The organism is Chitinophaga sp. 05T412 (assembly GCF_056396465.1).
Map to the genome: position 1 here is coordinate 233,724 of NZ_JBFTLN010000012.1, position 21,387 is coordinate 255,110.

Sequence of the window (21,387 nt, forward strand, 5' to 3'; positions counted from 1 at the left end):
GAAAACATATACTGATGATATATCCTTCTTTTATTAAAAAAATCAGCGGTGGATTGCTGTGCGGGCTCCTGACTTTGTCAGCAGCCGCACAGCAAAAGCCCAACATCGTCATCATTTACGCAGATGACCTGGGATACGGCGACGTGAGCTGCTACGGCATGAAGCGCATACAAACACCTAACATTGACCGGCTGGCCAAACAGGGCGTACGCTTCACCAATGCCTACGCTACCTCTGCTACGTGTACCCCTTCCCGTTTCGGTATCCTCACGGGTAAATATCCATGGCGGCAAAAAGGCACCGGAATCGCGCCAGGAGATGCTTCCCTCATCATCCCCAGAGATCACCGCACCATGCCCGGCATGTTGAAAGATGCCGGTTATCAAACGGCCGTCATCGGTAAATGGCATTTGGGCCTTGGTGGCAAGGAAGGTATCGACTGGAACAAATCCATTCAACCCGGCCCGCTGGAAGTGGGTTTCACCTATTCCTTCATTATGCCTGCCACGCTGGACCGCGTTCCCTGCGTATTTGTAGAGAACCATGAGGTAGTGAACCTGGATGCAAACGATCCTATCACCGTCAACTATCAGCATAAAATAGGAAACGATCCCACCGGCCTGGAAAATCCGGAAAAGCTGCGCATGCACACAGATCCGCACCAGGGACATAATCAAACCATTGTTGACAGTATCAGTCGCATTGGCTGGATGAGCGGCGGTAACAGCGCCCGCTGGAAAGATGCTGACATTGCCGGTACCATCACCGACAAAGCCATTGGCTTCATCAGCAAAAACAAACAACAACCGTTTTTCCTGTACTTCGCCAGCGGAGATATTCATGTGCCCCGCTATCCTAATAGCCAGTTCCGTGGCAAAAGCGGCATGGGCCTTCGCGGCGATGCCATCCTGCAGCTGGACTGGACCGTAGGCCGCATCGTGAAAGCGCTCGACAGCCTGGGTCTTACCAACAACACCATGATCATTTTCTCCAGCGACAACGGTCCTGTACTCAACGATGGCTATCTGGATCAGGCCGTGGAACTGGTAGGTACACATAAACCTGCCGGTCCCCTGCGCGGTGGTAAATACAGCGCTTTTGAAGCCGGCGCCCGGGTACCATTTATTGTGAAATGGCCCGCCGGCGTAAAAGGTAATCAAACCGCCAACACGCTGATCAGTCAGCTGGACCTGTTTGCTTCCTTTGCGCACCTCACCGGACAACAACTGCAAGCAGATGAAGCTCCAGACAGCTTCGATATGCTGCAGCAATTGCTGGGAAAATCACGCAACAGCCGCCCCTACCTGGTTACACATGCCGGTACCTTATCGCTCGTTTCCGGCGACTGGAAATACATCACCCCTTCCAAAGGCGCTAAACTGGATCGTGCCGTAAATATTGAACTGGGTAATGATGGCGAACCACAACTGTATCAGCTCAGCAAAGATGTACATGAGCAGAAAAATGTGGCCGCACAATATCCGGACAAAGTGAAAGCCATGGCAGCGGAACTGGAAGCGATAAAGCAAAAGCCTCAGAGCCGCTAAAAGCGGAAAGCATAAAGCAGAAAGCAAAAAGCTATTGAAGCGAGTGATATACGCGACAATAGCTTTTTGCTTTCTGCTTTTTGCTTTCTGCTCTTCCTTAATGTTCCGCCTTATAATGCTCCAGCAGCTGATCTCCGCCGAAATCGTTTTTAAGATCACGGACTATCGTATGTACGTGGTTCGCATTATTCTGGGTGTTATCATATTCAATGATGACAGTAGGCCCTTGAATCCGGTAATAGCAGGGATGCCCCAATCCCTTTTCTGTACTGCCTGCCCAGGAAAAGCGGAGGCTGTCCAGTCCAGCCTGCTGAATATCTTTCAACATCTGATCTGCAAATAGTTTGGTAAAGCGATGTACGTAGAGGCTGACAAGTCCCAGTAACCGCTGTTGCTGTGCAGGATTTAATTCCGCATAACGGATGCCGTCCGGATGACTGATCATGGCTTGCCGGGCTGCGCCGGTAATGATTTCTCCCGGCGCGGTGGTGGCAATGACCGCCTTTTGTTGGTCTTCGGGAGATAAGGACCGCAGCAGGTCAAATCCCTGCTCCGTTTCTGCGCGGAGCACTTGTTTGTCTTTTTGAGGCCCTTCCAGCACAATCGCAGGATTGGCGCCCAGAAAACCGGGCGTTCCGGCCACCAGTTCATTTCTATCTCCCGAAAAATTAAAAGCTACATGATGCCCTTCAAACCGCCAGCCCCATACAGTATTAGCAGCAGGTACCCCAAAGATGGTGAGGAAATATTTACCCGGATCACGGTAATGATCATTTTCCGCCCGATGTTCCAGTCCTTTCAACACCAGCTCCAATTGCATAATGTCGTTCACTTTCTTTACTGTTTCCGTACTCAGGGCCGTATTTAACAGGGCAAAGAGCGCCTTACGCTGGGCGGCATTCAGATCGTTTACGGCAATGCCTTTGCGGTCGTCCCGCGGAATGTAAGAGAAATGGTACCGCTCCCCGGTATCGAAAGGATAACAGGTTTGCGCCTGCTGGGTGGTACTGAGTAAACGGATAAACTGCTGGGCTTTGCTGACCATGTCCTGCGCCGCTACGGGTAGTCGGAAAAGCAGGCCAATGGCGACTGACAGGAAGAACCGGTGCATACGCTGATGGTTTATAATAACGTGGAAATATTCCCAAGATAAGCGTTAAACAGGGGATCTGCAAGTAGCTAAAAGCAGAAAGCGGAAAGCAAAAAGCTATTTTAGCGATTGCTTAAAGCACAGCGCTAATTATTCGCGCTAAGCAATCGCTAAAATAGCTTTTTGCTTTCCGCTTTCTGCTTTTAGCTCTCCCAAAAAATATCTATCTTAGTTGTCTACCCCTTAGAACACGATCTTATGCCCCCTGAAAACACCAAAGCCAAACTGGCTATTACCGATTTTATCAATGACAGCCGGGTCAAAGCGGACCTGGAAAATCTAAAAAAGACTTTTGACACCAGCCAGGGTGGCCGGCCTTTCGTTGTATCAGACGTAGTGGATGCCGCAGGGCATCAGTATGTGAACCTGGTGCAAAAAGGCGGTGGTGTATTCGGCATCGCCCTCGTGGGATACACGTATATTCTGGAGGAGATGGGCATCCGTTTTTTGCGACTGGCAGGTACCAGCGCCGGCGCTATCAATACCGCCCTGATTACGGTGATTGATAATAAGGAAGATAAAAAATCAGCCGCCGTACTACAAGCCATCTGCGACCTGGACTTCTTCTCCCTGGTGGATGGCCATCCGGCCGCCCGGTGGCTGATCCGGAAGTTCATCACCAAAAAGGATTTTGTTGGCAAAGCTAAAAACTGGTTGCTATTTGGACTGGCATTTTTTGGATTGCTGGTAATAGCAGATGTGGTACTGGTGGGACTACGCAGCAAATTCCCGGCCCTTTCCGCCTGGACTGGCGCCTGTTTTATCCTCACCGGATTTTGGTCGTTGTTGCTGATGATGATCAGCTCCTATACCATCAATTTGCTCAAACGCCTGAAGAATTCGGGCTTCGGCATTAACCCCGGCGATGTGTTTTACAACTGGATCAAAGGCTTGCTGTTACAAAACGGTGTGGCCACGGTCAGCGATCTGAATAAAAAAGCAAGTACCTGTCCTCCCCTGTCATTAAGGGTTCACAACGAAAGCGGTGTGGATGATTTAAAAGGCGATGTGACCTTCATCACCTCCGAGCTGGTCACACAAAATAAGATACAGTTTCCGCTGATGTGCAAACTTTTCCGCACCGACCCGGACACCATGCAGCCGGCGGGATTTATACGGGCTTCCATGTCCATCCCGGTATTTTTTGAATCCTACATGATCAACGATATTCCGTATAGTGATGACCGTATTATTGCGGCATGGAATGAATTCTTCCATAATGTCAGTCCCCCGGGCAATGCCCGGTTTGTGGACGGCGGCATTTTATCCAATTTTCCGATCAGTATCTTCTATAACGCCAATATCCCCGTGCCACGACTGCCTTCATTTGGTATTGACCTGGACGACAGCAAGCCCGGTGATAAAGGCGAAAACGCCTTTAACTGGTCGCTAACCGGCTACATAGGCCGCATGTTCAATACCATCCGCAACTATTATGATAAAGACTTCCTGTTGAAAAACGAGGTGTATGAAAAAGGCGTCGGCAAAGTGGATTTATCAGATGATAAATACAATTGGTTAAATTTCTTTCTGCCGGACCAGGATAAAATAGACATGTTTGCGCTGGGAGCGCAGGCTGCGTGCGAGTTTCTGCAGCAATTTGACTGGAGTACTTACAAAGACAACCGCGCAGCATTACAAAAACAACTCACCAAATAATCAACCACATGGAAATAATTTCTGATAACGCCTGGTGCTGGTTATGTATGTCCATGGCGGTACTGCTGGGAACAACCTTCATCATGATGCAGCAAAGCCGGCAGTTTTTCACCATGGATGTGGTGGTGCGTCGCTTTAGTATCCTGGACCTGGAGTTTCCCGGCTCGCCCAATGAAATTCCCGGCCTGGTAAAAGGCATATATGCGTTGCCGTTAGAGCAGCAAACCAAAACGTTGTCGGCTTTACGCGGGCAACTGTGGACAGACTTCCTGTTTATGCCCGCTGTATACGGCAGTATATTCCTGATCTGTTTTAAAGTGGCAGAGAAAATGAATCCTGCCGGCATGGTGCTTTTTGGGTGGCTGGCCTGGCTGCAGCTGATACCCTGGGCTTGTGATATGGTGGAGAACATTTACCTGCTACGCAAAATACATCCTAACGTACCCGCCTCTACGAAAGCGGTACATAAAGCCTATCAATGGCTGGAAATAACAAAATGGGGATTGTCGTCAATAGCGGCCGTATGCGGCCTGTCTGCCCTGCTTTTCTTTTGGGTTACCGGCGACTTTGACGCCAGTTCCCTGCATTATTTGCTGATACTGGCCATTGAACTGGGCGTGTTTATTGGCGTACAGCTGATACCCCGGCAACCGGTGCTACCTYCCGCTATTTAAGAATGATTACCGGCACTTTGGCGGAACGGCAAATGGCTTCAGAAATGCTTTTATGGGTTAAGGCATAGAGGAAGCTACGCTTGCCCGGTAAGGCAATGATCACCTGTACTTCATTGGTGGTGGTGAACCCGATGATGCTCTGGAGAATATCGCGGTCGTTCCGGTAATACAGTTCGTGGTGGAAATTTTTCAGGTATTCATGCAGGTGCTGCTCATCTTCCCGGAATTGATCATCGGGATGCGCATAGTGTTCCTCCGGATCTACATTCAGCACCATTAAACGTGTAGCCGCCCACGTAGGAGAAGCCTTTAATTTGCTTAGTTTATCTAATTCATGGATGGTTTTAAAGTTAACCGGTACCAGGGCGTTTTTAACCGGCTCGTAGGCAAATCCGGCGGGCACCATCATGACCCGGACAGGGCTGGCTTTGGCAATGGGAATTACGTTGCGGGCAATGAGACTGTCGCTGTCGTTATGATCGCTGCCGAGCATGACCATTTCCGGATTTTCTTCCCGGATCATTTCCATCACGGCCCTGAGTATGGGGAGTTCACTAAAGGAGATGGCTACCGAAATAGTAGCGTCTGTTGCTTTGATCGTTTGCGACATGGCTTCCAGGCGCGCGCCTGCTTCCTCACGGTGATGCTGCATAAAATCCTGGTTAACAGCGCCATATTCCGCGGCTACTACAATATCACTAAATACATTCTGGTAGAATGTTTTCAGGAGAATAACGCGTTTGTATTCATATTGTGCGCACCAGGCTGCGGCAAAGCGGATGGTATTATCGGAGGTGGTGCTAAAATCAACTGGTACGAGTAATGTTTTCATAACTAATTCCTTTGATTTGTTCACGTGCTGCACCCGCATAACAGTTATGCTCACAAAGCGTAGCAACCATATATTGAATATAAGCTATTGTTGCTAACAAAAAAAGCGGCCGTTTGACAACGGCCGCCTAAATTTTTCACAGGATATAATTGGTTGGTTCTTATTTTAATAATTCTGCTAATTTTTCATCTAATGCGGTGCCGCCAATAGCCAGTGAGATCACTTTGCCGGTAGGATCTATCAGCATAGCAGCCGGAATAGCTTTTACACCATACAGTTCTGCAATTGGGCTTTCTCCACCTTTCAGGTCAGACACCTGCAACCAGGTCATTTTATCTTCGGCAATTGCCTGTAACCACTTGTCTTTCTTTTCATCCAGAGATACAGAAAGGATCGTAAATCCTTTATTTTTGTATTTCTCGTAAGTAGCAACTAATTGAGGCGTCAGCGCTCTGCAGGGTTTGCACCAGCTGGCCCAGAAATCGAGCAATACATATTTACCTTTCAAGTCAGACAGCTTAACCGTTTTACCGTTGGTATCCGGAGCGCTGAAATCAGGAGCGGCACTATTCAGCATTTTAGCGCGGGATTCCATACCCGTAATATCTTTTACCATTTTCTTGATGGTAGCAGTATTCTGTACATTCGCGCCTGTTTTGTTGATCACATCCAACAACTGCGATTTATCCATGGCAACTCCCAGGATAGCATTGATCAGGAAAGAACCGGCAGTGGAGTTCGGATGAGCGTTTATCCATTTCAGTGCAGCCGCCACATCTTTCTTATTGATTTCATCTAAAGCTGCTTTTGCTTCACGTGCAGCATCTGCATCACCAATAGCGCTGGCAGCTTCCAGTTTTTGCTGCAAAGCAACGGACTCCTTGTTATCTTTATTGTAAAGGAAATTCTGAGAGATATCTACCCAGTCGGCTACAAACGGGCTACCCGTCATCTGTGCTCCCTCGAAGTAAGGACCTTTGCCAGTGATATTCATTTTACCTTCTTCCAGGTACAATACCGTTCCGTGCTTGTCATTACCATCCAGACCTACCTGCATGATATAGGTAGAACCACCGTTAGACATATCTATGTTGTAATGAATAGCGCCATTCTTTACAACGGTAGTGTCCAGGGTCTTGGTTAATGGTCCCCATAACAGAACAGTATCGCCATTTGGCAGGCCCGCAATTTTTACGTTCAGATCCAGGCGTTTCTGGGCGTTGGCGCCGAAAGCGGCAAAGAAGCCAAGTCCTAACAGTATTTTTTTCATATCACTTGTTTTTTTAGATGATTTATGGTTTGATTAAAATTTCAGTTCGCTGTTTTTTAGTTCCAGAGATTCTTCTCCTTCCTCATAAAATCGGCTATACAGCTGATGAGGTAGTGTAATTCCCTGTTCAGTTTTGTATCCGGCGAATTCCAGCTGCGTAAAAAAAGGGCTGTCTTTCGGATTCGCCGCACATGATTCAGCAATCTTATAACCACTTGCAGCGTCATAGTAGTAATTCCAGCTACCGCCCGAGGGTGTGGTCACATTGACTACAAAGGCATTCATCCCGTTCATATGCAAGGTAGAATCACGTAGTACCATCCGGTAGCCGGGTTCTTTAAACAGCAGTTCCGGTACAACAGCAGCGGCTAAACGTAGTTCTTCTTTTTGCGCGGCATTCATTTTCATCGCATCTCCCAAATGCATCGAAGTAGCACTGGTATCAGTGATCAATGCATTCCGGAGCGTCAGATGAATGTTATTAAGCGTGGTGGAGAGGCTTGCCTGACCATCCGCCGTTTCTTTCTTATTAAACCCCAACTTGTTGTCTTCAGCCGTTGCGTAAACTAATGWGGTGGCAGACAACTGCTTCAGTCGTGCTTCTCCGCCTATCAGTTTCAGATAGCGGCGAATAATCATGGCAGCATCCATTCCTTTCATCACCGGGAATTTTACGCCGGTGCCTCTCCACTCGTTATTGCCACGATCTATATCAGGGATGGCTTTCTGCGGATCTAATATCACCGCAATAACCGGGCTGGTAGACGCATACCGGAAAGTATGCATTTTGCCAAGCTGCCAGATCTGCGCCGGAAAATGCAGCGTAGATACGTTACCGTTAAACTCCCGGATCAGTACATTTACCGGCATAATCATATCTCCCTTGTTCTCTACCGTGATATCTACTCCTTTTGTGGGGTCCCCGTTTACATAGTTCAGTCCTTTAATAGCCTGATCCAGTTTCCAGTCGTTCAAAAACCAGCTGCGCCAGAACCAGCTCAGATCTTCTCCGGTGCCATTTTCAATGGCACGGAAAAAATCGTTTGGAGTAGGATGTTTGAAAGACCAGTCGCTCATAAATGTGCGGAATGCGGCGTCAAAACGTTTCGGACCAATTACATCGTTGCGCAACAGCATCAGAGCAACTGCTGGCTTTACATACATCACCATAGCCATATCGGTTGGTGATACGGAAGCAGCTGGTGTATTTAATGGTTGTATACTTTTTTTAGACGACAACCACTCTATCGCGCTTTCCATTTGAAAAGCGCCAGGACCCTTCAGGGTATCGCAGTTAATCAGGTTAATAAAGGTGTTCAATCCTTCGCACATCCAGCCATGCTTACTATCGGCGGCGATCTGTATATTAAACCAGGTATGCCCCAGTTCATGATTGGTTTTAGTCCAGATGGTATTGCCGAAAGAAACGTTCTGATACTGAATGGTTGACACAGCCGCAGATGCAACCCCGGTGATAGATCCACCGATATTGACCCAGGTTGGATATGGATAAGATGTCCACAAGCCGGAATAGGTTTCTACCATACCCTTCATCTGTTTGGCAATGGTATCCCATTCAGGATTGCTATCCGGCGGATAGGCCGCCATCGTCAACACTTGTTTGCCATTAGGGAGATTGGCTTTCACGCCATCCCACACCAATGCCGGAGATATCGCCCACATGCCATCATCTGCTTTATCCAGCTGGAAACGCCAGGTTTTGGGGCCAGCGGATACCGTCAAACCTTGAATAGCCTCCTGTGCCGTGATGATACGCACCACCGTGTCACTTTTCATGGCCTGCTGATACCGCTTCAAAGTAGTGTTAGGTAATACTGCTTCCGGGTTGGTGAGTACGCCGCTGCCCTGAACAATTAAGCCGGCAGGCACCGTGATACTTACATCAACAGATCCAGGTTCTACATAGTACCCAGCTGTAAACACATTCCAGCCCTGCACATCGTCATATACTGCTACTCTGGGAAACAAGCCTGCCAGCTGGTATACTTTCCCATACTTTGCAGTCAGGATACCCATATAGTCGGACCCGTTATAGGGTAGTGTAAAATCGTAGTCCACCGTCATCTTTACCTTTTCACCTGACTTGAGTGGTGCCGGCAGGGTTACCTTCACATACGTATCGGTTACATCATAAGCAGCATTCTTTAGCGTTCCTGTACCCATAGCCACCTGCAGCTGATGAATGCGGCAGCCGTCTGTATATTCCTGTACACCGAAACGAGTGCCTTGTGGTGGTGTTAACACCGCAGTACGGGAGTCTTTCCGGAAGCKGTTTTGCGTAACAGACAACCATACATAATTTAATGTTACCGGGCTGTTGTTCGTATAGGTCATCTGCGCCGTACCCTGCAAATTACGGGTAAGGGTATCAAAAGACACCTGTACTTTATAATCCGTACTATTTTGCCAGTAGGTGGCTCCAGGTTTACCGTCCGCTGTGCGGTGGGTATTGCCGGGAGGAAACACCAGCGGCGCAAATGCTTCGGCTGTAGTAACGGTCTCCTTTTTCGTTTGTGCGAAACTGTTATAACAGTAAAGACACGTTACTATCAACCCTATTATGATTTTCCGATACAAGCTTACCATGAATTAGAATACAGCAATAGAATTAGTTCTTCATTTTATAATAGTTCGCAATCTTTTGCTCGAGCTGCGGATCACCAGGATGTCCCATATCGCCATCCAACAATTTACCTTCTTCGTTGATAGCGATCCAGCGGGGTACGCCGGTCATGCAAAAGCGTTCCACCATCTGTTTACATTGCTCATCTGCTCTGTCGAGCGACAGGATCAGGTTAGTAGCACCATTTATTTCTTTCTTTTTAGAGAATTCTTTCCAGGCTTCTTCGGCACCTTCGCCTTCCCAGCCAATAGTCAGGAATACGATATCCTTTTTATCTTTATAAGACTCTCTGATGCGATTATAGGATGGCAGGCCAGCTACGCAGGACGTACACCAGGTAGCCCAACAATCTATAATGACTACTTTACCTTTAAAATCAGCCAACCGAACGATATCACCCAGGTCATTTTTCAACGCAAAATTAAAGGCGGGTGTTCCTGGTTCCAACCGGCTGTACCAGGTGTGCATGGAATCCACTACCTGTTTATAGGGATTATCTTTAGCCAGATTTCCGGAAACAATTGAAAATATTTGCTTGAGACGTGGAGACCAGTTGTGTCGTACCGACTCTATCTTGATTTCCTTGGAAGCCAATGAACCTTTTACCAGCTCACTTTTTGACTGTGTCATCACTTCTACCAGCTTAAACTCATTTTTTAACACACTGTCCTGCATTTTTCTCAGCTCCCACCAGAGGTTCAGCGTTTCCTGCATATAGGTATCACTGGATATTCCCGAAAAAGCAGCTGATGTGATATCAAAGCCATTCAGGCACCAATCGCCATAGGCCTTTGATGGTAGCAGCGCCTTATGGGTATATTGAAATGCATATTTCAATCGCATTAATTTCGTTTGTTCGTAAGCGTTGAGCAGTGCCAGATTTTCCTTACCCGTTATTTTAGCACGGGTTATCATTGCCTGTACCTGTTGCGCACTGTTTTTGATAAATGCATCCATTCCTTCCACGGTGCTGATAGACTCCTCAGCTGTATACAAACTATCTATCTGGTGTGGTAATGCCTGACGGGCAGCATCTTTACCCGTAAAAGAGGGAGAGAATCTGAATGTAAATACTTTTCCATCTTTCAACTTAGGAGATAACACCATCTGTATCTGATCTCCGGCATTGACGAGTACCGGACAATTATTCACCAGGAGAATTTGCGTACCGGCATTCAAGGATCGTGAAAAAGCAGCCATCGGCTTATCCATCTTAAGGAAAATGGTTTCAGATTTATATGCTGTTAACCGGGGATTCTCTAACTGCTCAAAATTGAGGACTCCATTATATCCTGTGGGAATCCCCACCTTCACATTCAGTGAAGTGGCAGCCACCGGGTTTCCGGCGAAGGAAGACATACTACCGAGTAGCATGGCGGCTAATATCTGGAATGATTTCATGATTTAGATGTGGTTTAATTAAAGGCAACTAAAATTGCAAAAAGGGTGAAGAAGCGTATTATTTTTTTGTGACTTTTCTATTGATAGGTATAGTCAGCGGGCAAAACAAACCCCTTCCCTGCAATAAGGCTGGAAAGGGGTTTGTGATATTATTTATGGAAGATCTGTATTAACTATCTTTTAAGGGTGATTACCGATCGCCTGAAGATCCACTCCATATTTTTCTCTATAAAAATTGACGACAATGGTATATTTCTGTTGTACCAATCCGGCTACATCATAACTGGGGCTTAAAATGGTAGCATCCAGTTCTGCTTTGGTATGCGAGGTAATCGCATTTACGTAGCAGGTAAAATCCCAGGCGGCATCTGCGATAAAGTTCCCCACAGCTGGCCTGATTTCTATCAACCCATAAGCGCCCCCGTTTACTGCCTGATAGTTTTCAGGAGCCAGGCTCTGAAACGCCTGCGGTACTGAGATACCACCCGCAGCGATAGACTGCGCCATATAGGACCTATGCATAAATCCTCTCAGCTCCTTTCTACGTGCCGGCAATTGTGCTGCCAGTGTACTATCAGCCCACCCAATCGTTAACGTGCCTCTGGTGGCACAAAATCCAGTCACGGAGCGCCCTAATGGGACTACTTCCGTTCCACCGGTCTTGGTATAGCCAGTATCGAAATAGGACGCCAGCAACACTTTAAACGGMATAGTTTTCTGCAGGAAGCTTTCGGGATAAAAATCCAGGCACTCCGACTTAAAATAGGCAAGGGTATTTTTAATCCAGGCAGGATTACCAAGACCCGCTGTTACCTGCAGGTAATTCGTGTAGTTGTAGGTAAGATCATATGTTGAAAACTTATACAAAATATAAGTCCCATACTTTTGATGGAAGGCTACTATGGAATCATCATATGGCTGATTCCCCTGCGGCAAAACATAAAAATCAGGTATTTTCTCTGATGTGATAGCCGCTTCTTTACGACAGGAAACGAAAATACATGATAGTAATGTCAAACCAGTGATCATGATATTACGCAGAAAGGCAGTAGACATAAAATACGTTTTATGATTCAATATTTTTTAGAGAGACGGACGAACACCGCTTATTTGCTGGTTTTGCTCCAATGAGAAATTCCGTTGCARTACTTCGTTAGGAATTGGTAATACATATTGCGGATCTCTCTTTTGCAATACGTATATCGCACTGGTATTGACCGTAGGTTGATAGATATGGCGGATAGAAGGCATACCATATCTTCTCAGATCAAACCAACGTTGGCCTCCTTCCCGGAATAATTCCCTTCTGCGCTCGGCACGGCACATGGTCAATAACTTATCCGCTGTTTCAAGGGTCCAGTTGGTATAAGTGCCTGCCTTAAATCGGGCTGCACGAAGAGTATTCAAATTCTTCAATGCCTCTGCTGCAGCTCCTGCATCGCCTTTGGTTTTATATTTCTGAATATACGCTTCCGCACGATTCAGGTAAGCTTCTGAACTACGCCAGGAGGTACCCATATCTGCACCTAGTACCTGGGCGCCTGCAATTATTTTAGTGAAAAAATAATTACCATTTACATAAGGTTTCAGGAAATCAGGTACCGCCGGAAAACATATTTCTGGTCTAAGATCATTTGTCTCAAAGGTATTGGCCAGGTCCTGGGAAATACCATATGCCGAGCTGGTGCCAGCCACCTGGGGCTCGTCTACCGAACCATAATACCAGATCGTTTCCACATTGTTCACTCCAATCAACGGATACTTTGTATAATCAGTATTTACACCATCATTAGGCCAGGTATTCAGATTCATTAATTGCGGATGATGGCTCAGCACGTAGTCTGAGTGTTCTATTACTTTATCCCATTGTTCCATATACAGGTATATTCTGCTTGCCAACAGGTGGGCGGCTGTTGCCGACATACGGTATAACCGCTGATCCGCTCCCACTTGTTCTAACATATTAATAGCCGTGTCCAGGTCCTTTGTAACCTGTGCATATACCTCTTTCACCGTATTCCTGGCAGGAAACTCTTCCGACAGATTTGCATCTAATTTCAATGGTACACCAGGAAGTTTGTCCGGTGTAGTAGTAGAATCATTATAAGGTTTTGCATATAGATTTACCAGCATAAAATGGTAAAATGCCCGTAATGCATATGCTTCTCCTTTATACATGGCTTTATCTGAGGCTTCGCCAATGGAGTTATCCAGATACTGCAGCGCTACGTTGGTACCTAAAATAAGTTTATAGTAGGTACGCCAGGAATCAAATTGGCCTACACTGGCACCGCCCGATCTGCAGACATCAATGAAATTGGCCTGCCACTGAAAAGCGCCTGCATTCATCGTCACATCTTTCTGATTGTCTGCCATCAGATCGCCATTATAACACTCCAGATCATCATCCATTAGCGTGAGATATGGCTGCAACTGCACATTCACCGTAGGGTAGCCATCACTATATAAAATTTCTCCAAAATTTTTCGTGGTTTTGGGAATTACTTCTGTTTGTGAACGCTCAGCTAAAAACTTCTTGCATGAGACCATGCTACCTGCCAATAAGGCAATGACTACTATTTTTTTCATACCTTTTTAGTTGATAATATTAAAAATCCACATTCATGCTAAAGCCATACTTCCTGGTCAATGGTAAGGCATTGGTGCCTACTCCCGGAATTTCAGGATCTTCGCCATGCAATTGCTTGCTGGCCAGTGTGAATACGTTGCTGACAAATACACCCGCAGACACATTTCTCACCCCTGCCTTCGAATAAATTCTTTGTGGTACTGAATACCTGAAATTCAAATTTTTGCAACGAAGAAAAGAGGCGTCCACCACGCGAATATCAGCCTGATTGTAGGCTTGATATATCATCTTATTACCCGTTCCTGGTACAACGATACCACTGACATCCGTAATAGCTGGTATATTGGTAGTCTTCTCATCACCAGGTTTACGCCAGCGGGTAAGTAATATTCTGTTCACATTATCATAAGGTGCCGGCACGCCATCTGTTGCCATATCCTGGTGGCTAAACAATGGGTCCAGTCTCTTGGAAGAGCCCAGGGCATAAGCAAAGTCGGCATTCACTGAGAATTGCTTATAGCTGAAAGTAATAGCAAAACCGCCGTTCAATTTCGGCTGTAGCTGTCCGGAATAAACCAGTAAACCAACCGTATCAATTGCATCGCCATGACCTACCCGCTTAAAGGTTGGCAGTCCTGTTGTACCATCCAGTCCGCCAAAACGGTAGGAATAAAAACCACTGATAGGCCGGCCGGGAATCAATACAGTTCCATTAAGGTAGTCGTCGTAGGTATTACTAAAGTTGTTTTCGCCTATCTGATTAAAGTTTCTGCTGTTATTGAATGCTATCGACAAGTAACTTGTTCTGTTACGGATGGCTACTATCTCCAGGCGCAGATCCATTCCGCGGTTAAGCAGAGTACCACTATTTTTGTACATAAAGTCAATACCATATTCATACGGAATGTTTCTTTGCATTAACAGATCTTTACTGTGCTTAATATAATATTCAGCAGTCAGGTTAATTCTTCTATCAAATAAAGACACATCTGTTCCGAAATTCCATTGCTTTGTTTTTTCCCAACGCAGGTCAGGATAAGGCAATGATTTTGTGTGAAGCGTAGGAATACCTGTTGTAGGATCTGCATTACCATCTGACGGATACTCAGCAATCAGCTCCGGGCCTACTACTTTCACAACATTTCCCTGGGTACCTAAAGATGCGCGGAACACCAGGTTACTCAGTACCCGGCTGGTTTGCAACCAGGGTTCACTCGTTACATTCCATCTGGCGGCAACACTATAGTTAGGCAAAAATTTGGAATTGGAATACTGCCCGAAACGATTATTACCATCCGTTCTGATATTGGCATTCAACACGTATTTATTGTTGATAATGTAGCTGGCAGTACTGAATAACCCCAAAGTATTATTAATCGTATTTTTAATGTTACGTTGGCTATACCGTGATATACTTTTCGGAGTAGGATAAAAAGCCTGACCACGATCGGGATAATAACCTGGTTCCTGAGAATTGAAGCCTTTTATCTGCTGGGAAGAAAGATCATTTCCAATGCTGAAATTGAACTGATCGCGTTCCTTAAAAAAAGACTTGTCATAAACCAACATGTTACGCATACTCAGCGTCAGCGCATTTTCGTTACCAATGTTGGCCAATCCACCATAGGGCAGGTAGGAGCTTGCCACCTGTTTCACAGATGGCGTATAACTCAGATTCCAGCCACGGTTTTGACTTGCCCACCCACTTCCTTCGTAGATGGCCGTAAACACATCTGTGGCATCGGAAATGGCGGCAACGGTACTGCTGAACTGAAGGCCAGGCAGCACTTTATAGCCTGCCGTAACAGTGGCCTGCATAGACCTCGTACTCCCTGAATTCTCTGATTGGGCAATTTCATTTAACATATTAAACGTGATAGCCGGAGGTACAGGCAATACCTGTGTGTTAGCCATCGTTACCGGGTACACTGTTTCCGGAGAAAGTGTTCTACTGGTAGTCAGGGCATAACCCAGTGGATTAACACCAGCATAATATCCTCCTACCTTGGCATAATTCCCCCTGACGCTAATATCGAATGATAATCTTTTTGATGCCTCTGTATGGAGGTTGGTGTTAATCGAATAACTTTTCCGGGTATCCAATTGGGCTGCTCCTCTATCATCCGCAAAACTAAAAGACGCGAAATAGGTTGTTTTACCTGCTCCCCCACTCATACTCAAAGAGTGATTCATGCTGAAACTATTTCTAAAAAACACTTTAAACCAATCGGTATTATTGGTTTCCAGCTTGGCTACCTCTGTTTTAAATTGAGATTCTGTAATTGTTCTTGCATACAACGCCTGCACCAATCCCTCGTACGTATACATTCCACCATATCCTTTGCTATTAGTCTGATACAGCATTCCATCTTCCACCATCTGCCTGGAAAAATCCACCCTTTCTTTAGAGTTCATCAGGTTCATACCAGCATAAGAAGGGCGTTGCTGAAAAGACATGTTGGTATTATAACTCACCCGCATAGGTCCAGCCTTACCTTTCTTGGTAGTTACCACAATTACCCCATTGGCAGCAGAAACCCCATAAATAGCGGTTGCAGCAGCATCTTTGAGGAAGGTGATGCTTTCTACATCATAAGGATTCAGTCCACTCACGGCTCCTCCAATTAACGAGTAGTTACCACTTTGAGCATCTGATACCACATTATTGATCTGAGTAGCTGACATATCCACCGGGTCAGGACGTACTACGTTATCTATTACCCACAAAGGGCTGGCGTTTCCCACAAAGGTAGAAGTACCACGCATACGCAGGGTAGGACGACCATTCACGCTACCACTGTTGTTCATCACCATGAGGCCAGGTACTTTACCCTGCAACATTTTATCAATGGTAGGTTCTCCCGGTTGTATCAGCTGCGCTGCGTCAAGTTTAAAAGTAGAAGCGGCCGATAAGCGCGCATCTATTTTCGTATAACCATTCACCACCACTTCATTAATCACCTGAGCGGCAGAATCGAGTGCAATCTTCGAAAAACTGTTATTATTTGATTTCGGTGTGAACACGAGTGTTTTCATACCCAACCGCGAAATGCGCAACTGCTCTTTCTCCCTTATCACGATTGAAAAAATACCATCTGCTGCGGTAACCGTACCATTTTTTGATTCGAGGCCCTGTATGGTAACGCCTTGTAATGGCTCATTGGCAGAATTAGTAACCTGTCCGCGAAAGATATAACCCATCCTGGCGTTGACTTCCTCCTGGGTCATCTGGGTATTTGATTTCAAATAAATCGCGATACCTCCGAGGTCTTCCACAAATTCCAACCCGGTATTCGTCAATGCCTGTTTCAACAATTGTTCCAGTGTGCCATTTTGCAGGTCTACTGTTACTGCTCCCTGCTTCCGAATTTCATCGTTATTAAAGGTAAAACGTACATTGGTTAGTGTGCGCACCTCCTTCAATACCTTCAGCAGTGGCTGCTTGTTGGCATGATAGGATACCCGTTGTTTTAACACTCCAGATTCCTGTGCCTGCAGATTCGAAAACACCAGCAAAAAAGATAGTAGCAGTAAGTACACAGCATAGCCATGCATACCCTTCCCAGATGAAGGTAAGCCCAACATTTTTCTCATTTTGGTTTGATATTAAATAATTAAACTGTCTGCCCTGTCCTGCGCATACTGCTGGCAGGATGTAGCGTGTCTACATACATTTTTTCATGTCCCTGTTTCGTAGTAACTATGGCCGGCTAATGAATACCGTTCTGCCTTCTACCCGAAAAGTAATGTTGCCAATAATTAGTTTTATCCGATCCAATACTGGTTGTAGTGTGGTTGGCTTATGTATATCCAACGTCATGTTTACCTGTTCCAATGCGGCATCCTCAAACTTAAAATCATAATCAAAGCTACGTCCAAGGCTGGTTACGATACTTCCCAGCGTAGCGTCTTCAAAATAAATATCTCCATCCTTCCAGGCGGTATATAACCTGGTATCAACGGTTTGTTTTTGCAATGTACCGGTAGCTTCACTATAAGTGGCCTGCTGACCGGGTGTTAGTATCTGATTGGTTGTTCCTGCATTAACGTTCACTTTACCGCTGGTTAAAGTGGTTTGCACAGTTATATAGGTACTGATGTTAAATGATGTTCCCAATACCTCTGTGGTGGTTCCTTTCGCATGTACAACAAAAGGTTGTTCTACATTTACCGCCACGGCTAAGAAGGCTTCTCCCTGCAACCACACCTCTCTTTTAATACCATTGAATGCGGAAGGATAAGTCAGTTTTGATTCCGCATTCACCCATACTTCGGTACCATCCGGTAAAACAATATGGGTCTGATTTCCTTTGGGTACCACTAAGGCATCCATTGTATTTATTTCCTGCTTATTATGCGCTGCCTGGTATACGATACCGGTACTATCTACCTGTACCTGTGTGCCGTTATTATCCTTACGGATAGCGGAATCTTTATCTCCCAGGGTAATGGTTTGACCATTACCCATTACGATCTGCACTTTTGTGGTGGCTGGCAGGTCGGCTTTTACTACAGCCGCCATTGGCGGCCTGGCACCGGATAGATGCTTTTGCCAGCTCCATACGCCGGCGGTAACCAGCAACGCGGCGGCGGCAGCGGCTACGGCTATTCTCCGGCGCCACACCACTTTCATGGTCCTGGCTTCACGGGCGGCCACAAATTGTTGCCATCCTGCTTCCGTCGGAAACCTATCTGTTGTTTTTACCCTATTCTGCATTTCCTTTGCAGCACGCAACATCGCAGCCTCTTCTTCATTCAAAGCGGCCGTTTCGCCATCCTCTATTACTGATAGCAGTTTTTCCCAATTAATATCCTTGTCTGGTGTATCCATAGCAATCTATATTAAAGGCAACCGTATTTAAAAAAGGGGTGAAGGCAAATCATAAATTCTTTTAAAAAAAATAATACAGCGATGTAAATGACCATCCACTCGCACTCTTTCCGTAAATATTGGTAAGCTAGTTTGATCTGTGTTTTAACTGTATTTACAGAGATATTCAACTGCTCTCCTATCTCCTTATATTTAAGCCCATCCCGGTTGCTCATTAAAAAAATCCGTTGGCGCTGTATCGGTAAACGACCAATAGCCGCCCATAAGGCAGCATTCCTGGTCTCTTCCCGTTCTTTATCGTCTTCCGGCAATAGTTCAGCTTCGTCCGCCATTGTCAGCGGATCACCAAACACCATCTTACCGTTTTTCTTCAGGTAGTTTAAACAGGCATTACGTATAGCCCGAGTAGCATAGCTCTTAAAGTTTTGTGTGATCTGTATGATGTCCCGTTTGTCCCAACAGTAGAGGAAGAAGTCCTGCACAATGTCTTTGGCAGTATCTTCATCCTCTACCACGTAGTAAGCAGTTGCACACAAAAAAGAATAATGCAGTCGAAACAATTCTTCAAATGAAGCCGGCTCTATAGAATTTGGTTGATACATGCCCTTTACGCCCCCATAATTTGTCAACGCGCAAAATAGGCAAAATCCCGGGAATTTCACTGCCTCCCTTTACTTACCCGTTAAATCTGTCAGGATATCTACTGTTCGGCTCAGATATACATCTGAAACACAGGTATTGATCCACTCCTGGTTACGGGCCAGTTTATCCGGAGTAGGCTTGTCTATTGCGGTTCCTGTCATTTTCAACTGATTATTTACCGGCAATTTCAAGGCGTTATCGATCGCTTTACTATGCGCTTCGATTTCGCTTACCTGTTTCTTAAAAGAGGCCTTCTGTAAACTGAATACCGGCGCATCATGCACTTTTAACCATTCTACTTCGTTCTTTACCACGTTCAATACACTGTCGTGGCTCACGGCTTCTTTAGCCTTCTGAATAACAGCCGGCAAAGTAGCCGCCAGCGGCGATTTTATAAAAAAGGCGGATTCAATCGTGTCCGACGCTAACGCGCTGGCATTATCTCTTTCGCGCATCTTCAGGTATATTTTCCTGCTCGGGAAAATCACATCCGGAGTTACCCCATTCAGCTGGGTAGTAGTACCATTGATACGATAAAACTTTTTAATGGTCAGCGCCAGGGAACCATAGCTCACATCCGGAATACCTTTGTCTTTATCACCCAGCTTACCCATTGCCTGGGTTTCCTGCATGGTCCCTTTTCCGTAAGAGGAAGGACTACCTACTACAATCCCCCTTTTATAATCCTGGATGGCTGCCGCAAAAATTTCAGAAGCAGAAGCACTGCCTTCATCCACCATCACTGCCAGCGGGCCATCATAAAGGGTTTGATCATTATTATTGATAGTATACCGTTCTGTTTGGGTTCTATCACGGCCCAACACCACTGGTCCTGTTTTCACAAAGAAACCAGCTATTTTCACTACTTCATCCAGTGAACCACCCGGATTACCACGCAGGTCTACTACCATGCCGTCGATATGCTGTTCATTCAACTTCATGATTTCTTTGCCCATATCCATCGCACACTGCGCACCATCTGCTCTCTTGAAATCACGGTAAAACTCCTGCAGCCGCAGGTAACCATACTTTTTACCATTCTTCTCGATCACCGCACTTTTAGCCGCATTTTCTGTTTCAATCACTTCTCCGCGAGGCACGCTGATCGCTTTTTCATGGCCGTCTGATTTACGTACCAATAAGTTCAGCACGGTTCCTTTTTCACCGCGTATCATTTTAGATACGTCTACAATGCTCATCCCGGTTACTTCTACCATCTTGCCGTTCGCATCGCTCACCTGTATGATACGATCTTCCGCCTGTATTAATCCACTGGCATCGGCTGTACCACCCGCCATTACTCTTTTTACAGTTATCACCCCATCTTTGGTGATGAGCTCCAGGCCCAATCCAAAAAAACGATGCGACATCATCGATTCGCGGGTACCAGCATCTATTGGCGCCATGTAATTCGTATGCGGGTCCATTTCCAGGGTAACCGTATTCATAAACGCGCTGAAACGATCATCCGAAGCGGTGGCGCCCAACAGGTTTTTAAACAGTCCTTCGGTAGATAACAACACCGACGCCCTGGCCTCTTTTTCTGCTACCACATCATTTTTCGTTGAATCAGCTGCCTGTATTTCCATCATCTTGCGCAGCACCTGATATTTCAGGGATTTGCGCCATATTTCTTTCCGATCTGCTTCCGAACCGGGGAAATCCAGCTTTGTACGATCCGCCTGTACCGTTTCTTTTTTACTAAAATCCATCGGCGAAGCCAGTACTGCACGATAGATGGCCGGCAGCTCATTCAGGCGTTGCATAGAAATAGCATAAATGGCATTAAAATATTCCAGGGACCCCGCTTCCAGCTCATCATCTATCAACGTTTCATATTTGCGCAAGGCATCTACATCGCTTTTCAGCAGCGTGTTTCTGTTGGCATCGAGCGCGTTCAGATAATTCTGCCAGATCACTTTTGAGAAGTTATCATCCACAGGCTTAGGCGCATAATGTTGGTTTTTGATGCGCTTCATGACCATTTGTACTACGTTCTTCCGGTTCTGTTCCGGCTCGCCATTGGTGGGTGTGGCGGCGAAAGAATTGAAGCCCACCGCGGGTAGCAGCAGAAAGAGGCCATATTTAGCAATGCTCATATCAAAAAAATTACGGTTTGTAAAAACTGCCAGCCAACTGGCAATGTT

The 21,387-nt window shown here is 46.0% G+C and carries 14 protein-coding genes; 3 read left to right on the top strand and 11 right to left on the bottom strand.

Translation table 11 applies throughout. The features are described 5' to 3' along the window. The first annotated feature begins 14 nt into the window (after positions 1–14). The gene (locus AC1DFM_RS24955; RefSeq protein WP_477079494.1) at positions 15–1,547 is read left to right on the top strand and encodes a sulfatase family protein; all 1,533 of its coding nucleotides are present in this window, start codon (positions 15–17) and stop codon (positions 1,545–1,547) included. A 97-nt stretch (positions 1,548–1,644) separates the two neighbouring features. Here AC1DFM_RS24955 and AC1DFM_RS24960 read toward each other — a convergent pair whose 3' ends face one another. Continuing rightward, on the bottom strand, positions 1,645–2,658 hold the full coding sequence (locus AC1DFM_RS24960) for a DUF3500 domain-containing protein (protein WP_477079495.1): 1,014 nt from the start codon (positions 2,656–2,658) through the stop codon (positions 1,645–1,647). 237 nt (positions 2,659–2,895) lie between these two features. Between AC1DFM_RS24960 and AC1DFM_RS24965 the strand changes: the two genes are divergently transcribed. Both AC1DFM_RS24965 and AC1DFM_RS24970 read left to right on the top strand, forming a co-directional pair. Next, positions 2,896–4,356: a patatin-like phospholipase family protein gene (locus tag AC1DFM_RS24965; RefSeq protein ID WP_477079496.1), complete on the top strand. Its 1,461-nt coding sequence runs from the start codon at positions 2,896–2,898 to the stop codon at positions 4,354–4,356. Positions 4,357–4,364: 8 nt separating this feature from the next. Then, on the top strand, positions 4,365–5,030 hold the full coding sequence (locus AC1DFM_RS24970) for a hypothetical protein (RefSeq protein WP_477079497.1): 666 nt from the start codon (positions 4,365–4,367) through the stop codon (positions 5,028–5,030). Here the strand turns inward: AC1DFM_RS24970 and AC1DFM_RS24975 are convergent. The 10 genes from AC1DFM_RS24975 to AC1DFM_RS25020 form a co-directional block, all read right to left on the bottom strand. Continuing rightward, complete coding sequence (locus AC1DFM_RS24975) at positions 5,023–5,862, bottom strand: universal stress protein (RefSeq protein ID WP_477079498.1); 840 nt, start codon at positions 5,860–5,862, stop codon at positions 5,023–5,025. The genes AC1DFM_RS24970 and AC1DFM_RS24975 overlap by 8 nt on opposite strands. Before the next feature lie 160 nt (positions 5,863–6,022). Further along, the gene (locus AC1DFM_RS24980) at positions 6,023–7,132 is read right to left on the bottom strand and encodes a redoxin domain-containing protein (RefSeq protein WP_477079499.1); all 1,110 of its coding nucleotides are present in this window, start codon (positions 7,130–7,132) and stop codon (positions 6,023–6,025) included. A gap of 33 nt (positions 7,133–7,165) precedes the next feature. Further along, on the bottom strand, positions 7,166–9,706 hold the full coding sequence (locus AC1DFM_RS24985) for a M1 family aminopeptidase (RefSeq protein ID WP_477079500.1): 2,541 nt from the start codon (positions 9,704–9,706) through the stop codon (positions 7,166–7,168). A gap of 55 nt (positions 9,707–9,761) precedes the next feature. Continuing rightward, positions 9,762–11,177, bottom strand: coding sequence for a TlpA family protein disulfide reductase (locus AC1DFM_RS24990; RefSeq protein ID WP_477079501.1), 1,416 nt, complete (start codon positions 11,175–11,177; stop codon positions 9,762–9,764). Between the two features lie 180 nt (positions 11,178–11,357). After that, the gene (locus tag AC1DFM_RS24995; RefSeq protein WP_477079502.1) at positions 11,358–12,233 is read right to left on the bottom strand and encodes a zinc-binding metallopeptidase; all 876 of its coding nucleotides are present in this window, start codon (positions 12,231–12,233) and stop codon (positions 11,358–11,360) included. Positions 12,234–12,260: 27 nt separating this feature from the next. Beyond that, complete coding sequence (locus AC1DFM_RS25000) at positions 12,261–13,766, bottom strand: RagB/SusD family nutrient uptake outer membrane protein (RefSeq protein ID WP_477079503.1); 1,506 nt, start codon at positions 13,764–13,766, stop codon at positions 12,261–12,263. Between the two features lie 19 nt (positions 13,767–13,785). Beyond that, on the bottom strand, positions 13,786–17,361 hold the full coding sequence (locus AC1DFM_RS25005; RefSeq protein ID WP_477079504.1) for a SusC/RagA family TonB-linked outer membrane protein: 3,576 nt from the start codon (positions 17,359–17,361) through the stop codon (positions 13,786–13,788). 106 nt (positions 17,362–17,467) lie between these two features. After that, entirely contained in the window at positions 17,468–18,598 is a 1,131-nt protein-coding gene (locus AC1DFM_RS25010) for a FecR family protein (RefSeq protein WP_477079505.1), read from the bottom strand. Positions 18,599–18,609: 11 nt separating this feature from the next. Then, positions 18,610–19,200 (bottom strand): RNA polymerase sigma-70 factor, encoded by a 591-nt coding sequence (locus tag AC1DFM_RS25015; RefSeq protein WP_477079506.1) that lies wholly within the window; start codon positions 19,198–19,200, stop codon positions 18,610–18,612. 69 nt (positions 19,201–19,269) lie between these two features. Beyond that, positions 19,270–21,339 (bottom strand): carboxy terminal-processing peptidase, encoded by a 2,070-nt coding sequence (locus AC1DFM_RS25020; protein ID WP_477079507.1) that lies wholly within the window; start codon positions 21,337–21,339, stop codon positions 19,270–19,272. Positions 21,340–21,387 lie beyond the last annotated feature (48 nt).

What these genes read in the sequence shown, in the direction of transcription:
- AC1DFM_RS24955 (WP_477079494.1), top strand. Translation starts at nt 15, where the DNA reads ATGATATATCCTTCTTTTATTAAAAAAATCAGCGGTGGATTGCTGTGC.
- AC1DFM_RS25020 (WP_477079507.1), bottom strand. Translation starts at nt 21,339, where the DNA reads ATGAGCATTGCTAAATATGGCCTCTTTCTGCTGCTACCCGCGGTGGGC.
- AC1DFM_RS24980 (WP_477079499.1), bottom strand. Translation starts at nt 7,132, where the DNA reads ATGAAAAAAATACTGTTAGGACTTGGCTTCTTTGCCGCTTTCGGCGCC.
- AC1DFM_RS24975 (WP_477079498.1), bottom strand. Translation starts at nt 5,862, where the DNA reads ATGAAAACATTACTCGTACCAGTTGATTTTAGCACCACCTCCGATAAT.
- AC1DFM_RS25015 (WP_477079506.1), bottom strand. Translation starts at nt 19,200, where the DNA reads ATGTATCAACCAAATTCTATAGAGCCGGCTTCATTTGAAGAATTGTTT.
- AC1DFM_RS25010 (WP_477079505.1), bottom strand. Translation starts at nt 18,598, where the DNA reads ATGGATACACCAGACAAGGATATTAATTGGGAAAAACTGCTATCAGTA.
- AC1DFM_RS24960 (WP_477079495.1), bottom strand. Translation starts at nt 2,658, where the DNA reads ATGCACCGGTTCTTCCTGTCAGTCGCCATTGGCCTGCTTTTCCGACTA.
- AC1DFM_RS24990 (WP_477079501.1), bottom strand. Translation starts at nt 11,177, where the DNA reads ATGAAATCATTCCAGATATTAGCCGCCATGCTACTCGGTAGTATGTCT.
- AC1DFM_RS25005 (WP_477079504.1), bottom strand. Translation starts at nt 17,361, where the DNA reads ATGAGAAAAATGTTGGGCTTACCTTCATCTGGGAAGGGTATGCATGGC.
- AC1DFM_RS24965 (WP_477079496.1), top strand. Translation starts at nt 2,896, where the DNA reads ATGCCCCCTGAAAACACCAAAGCCAAACTGGCTATTACCGATTTTATC.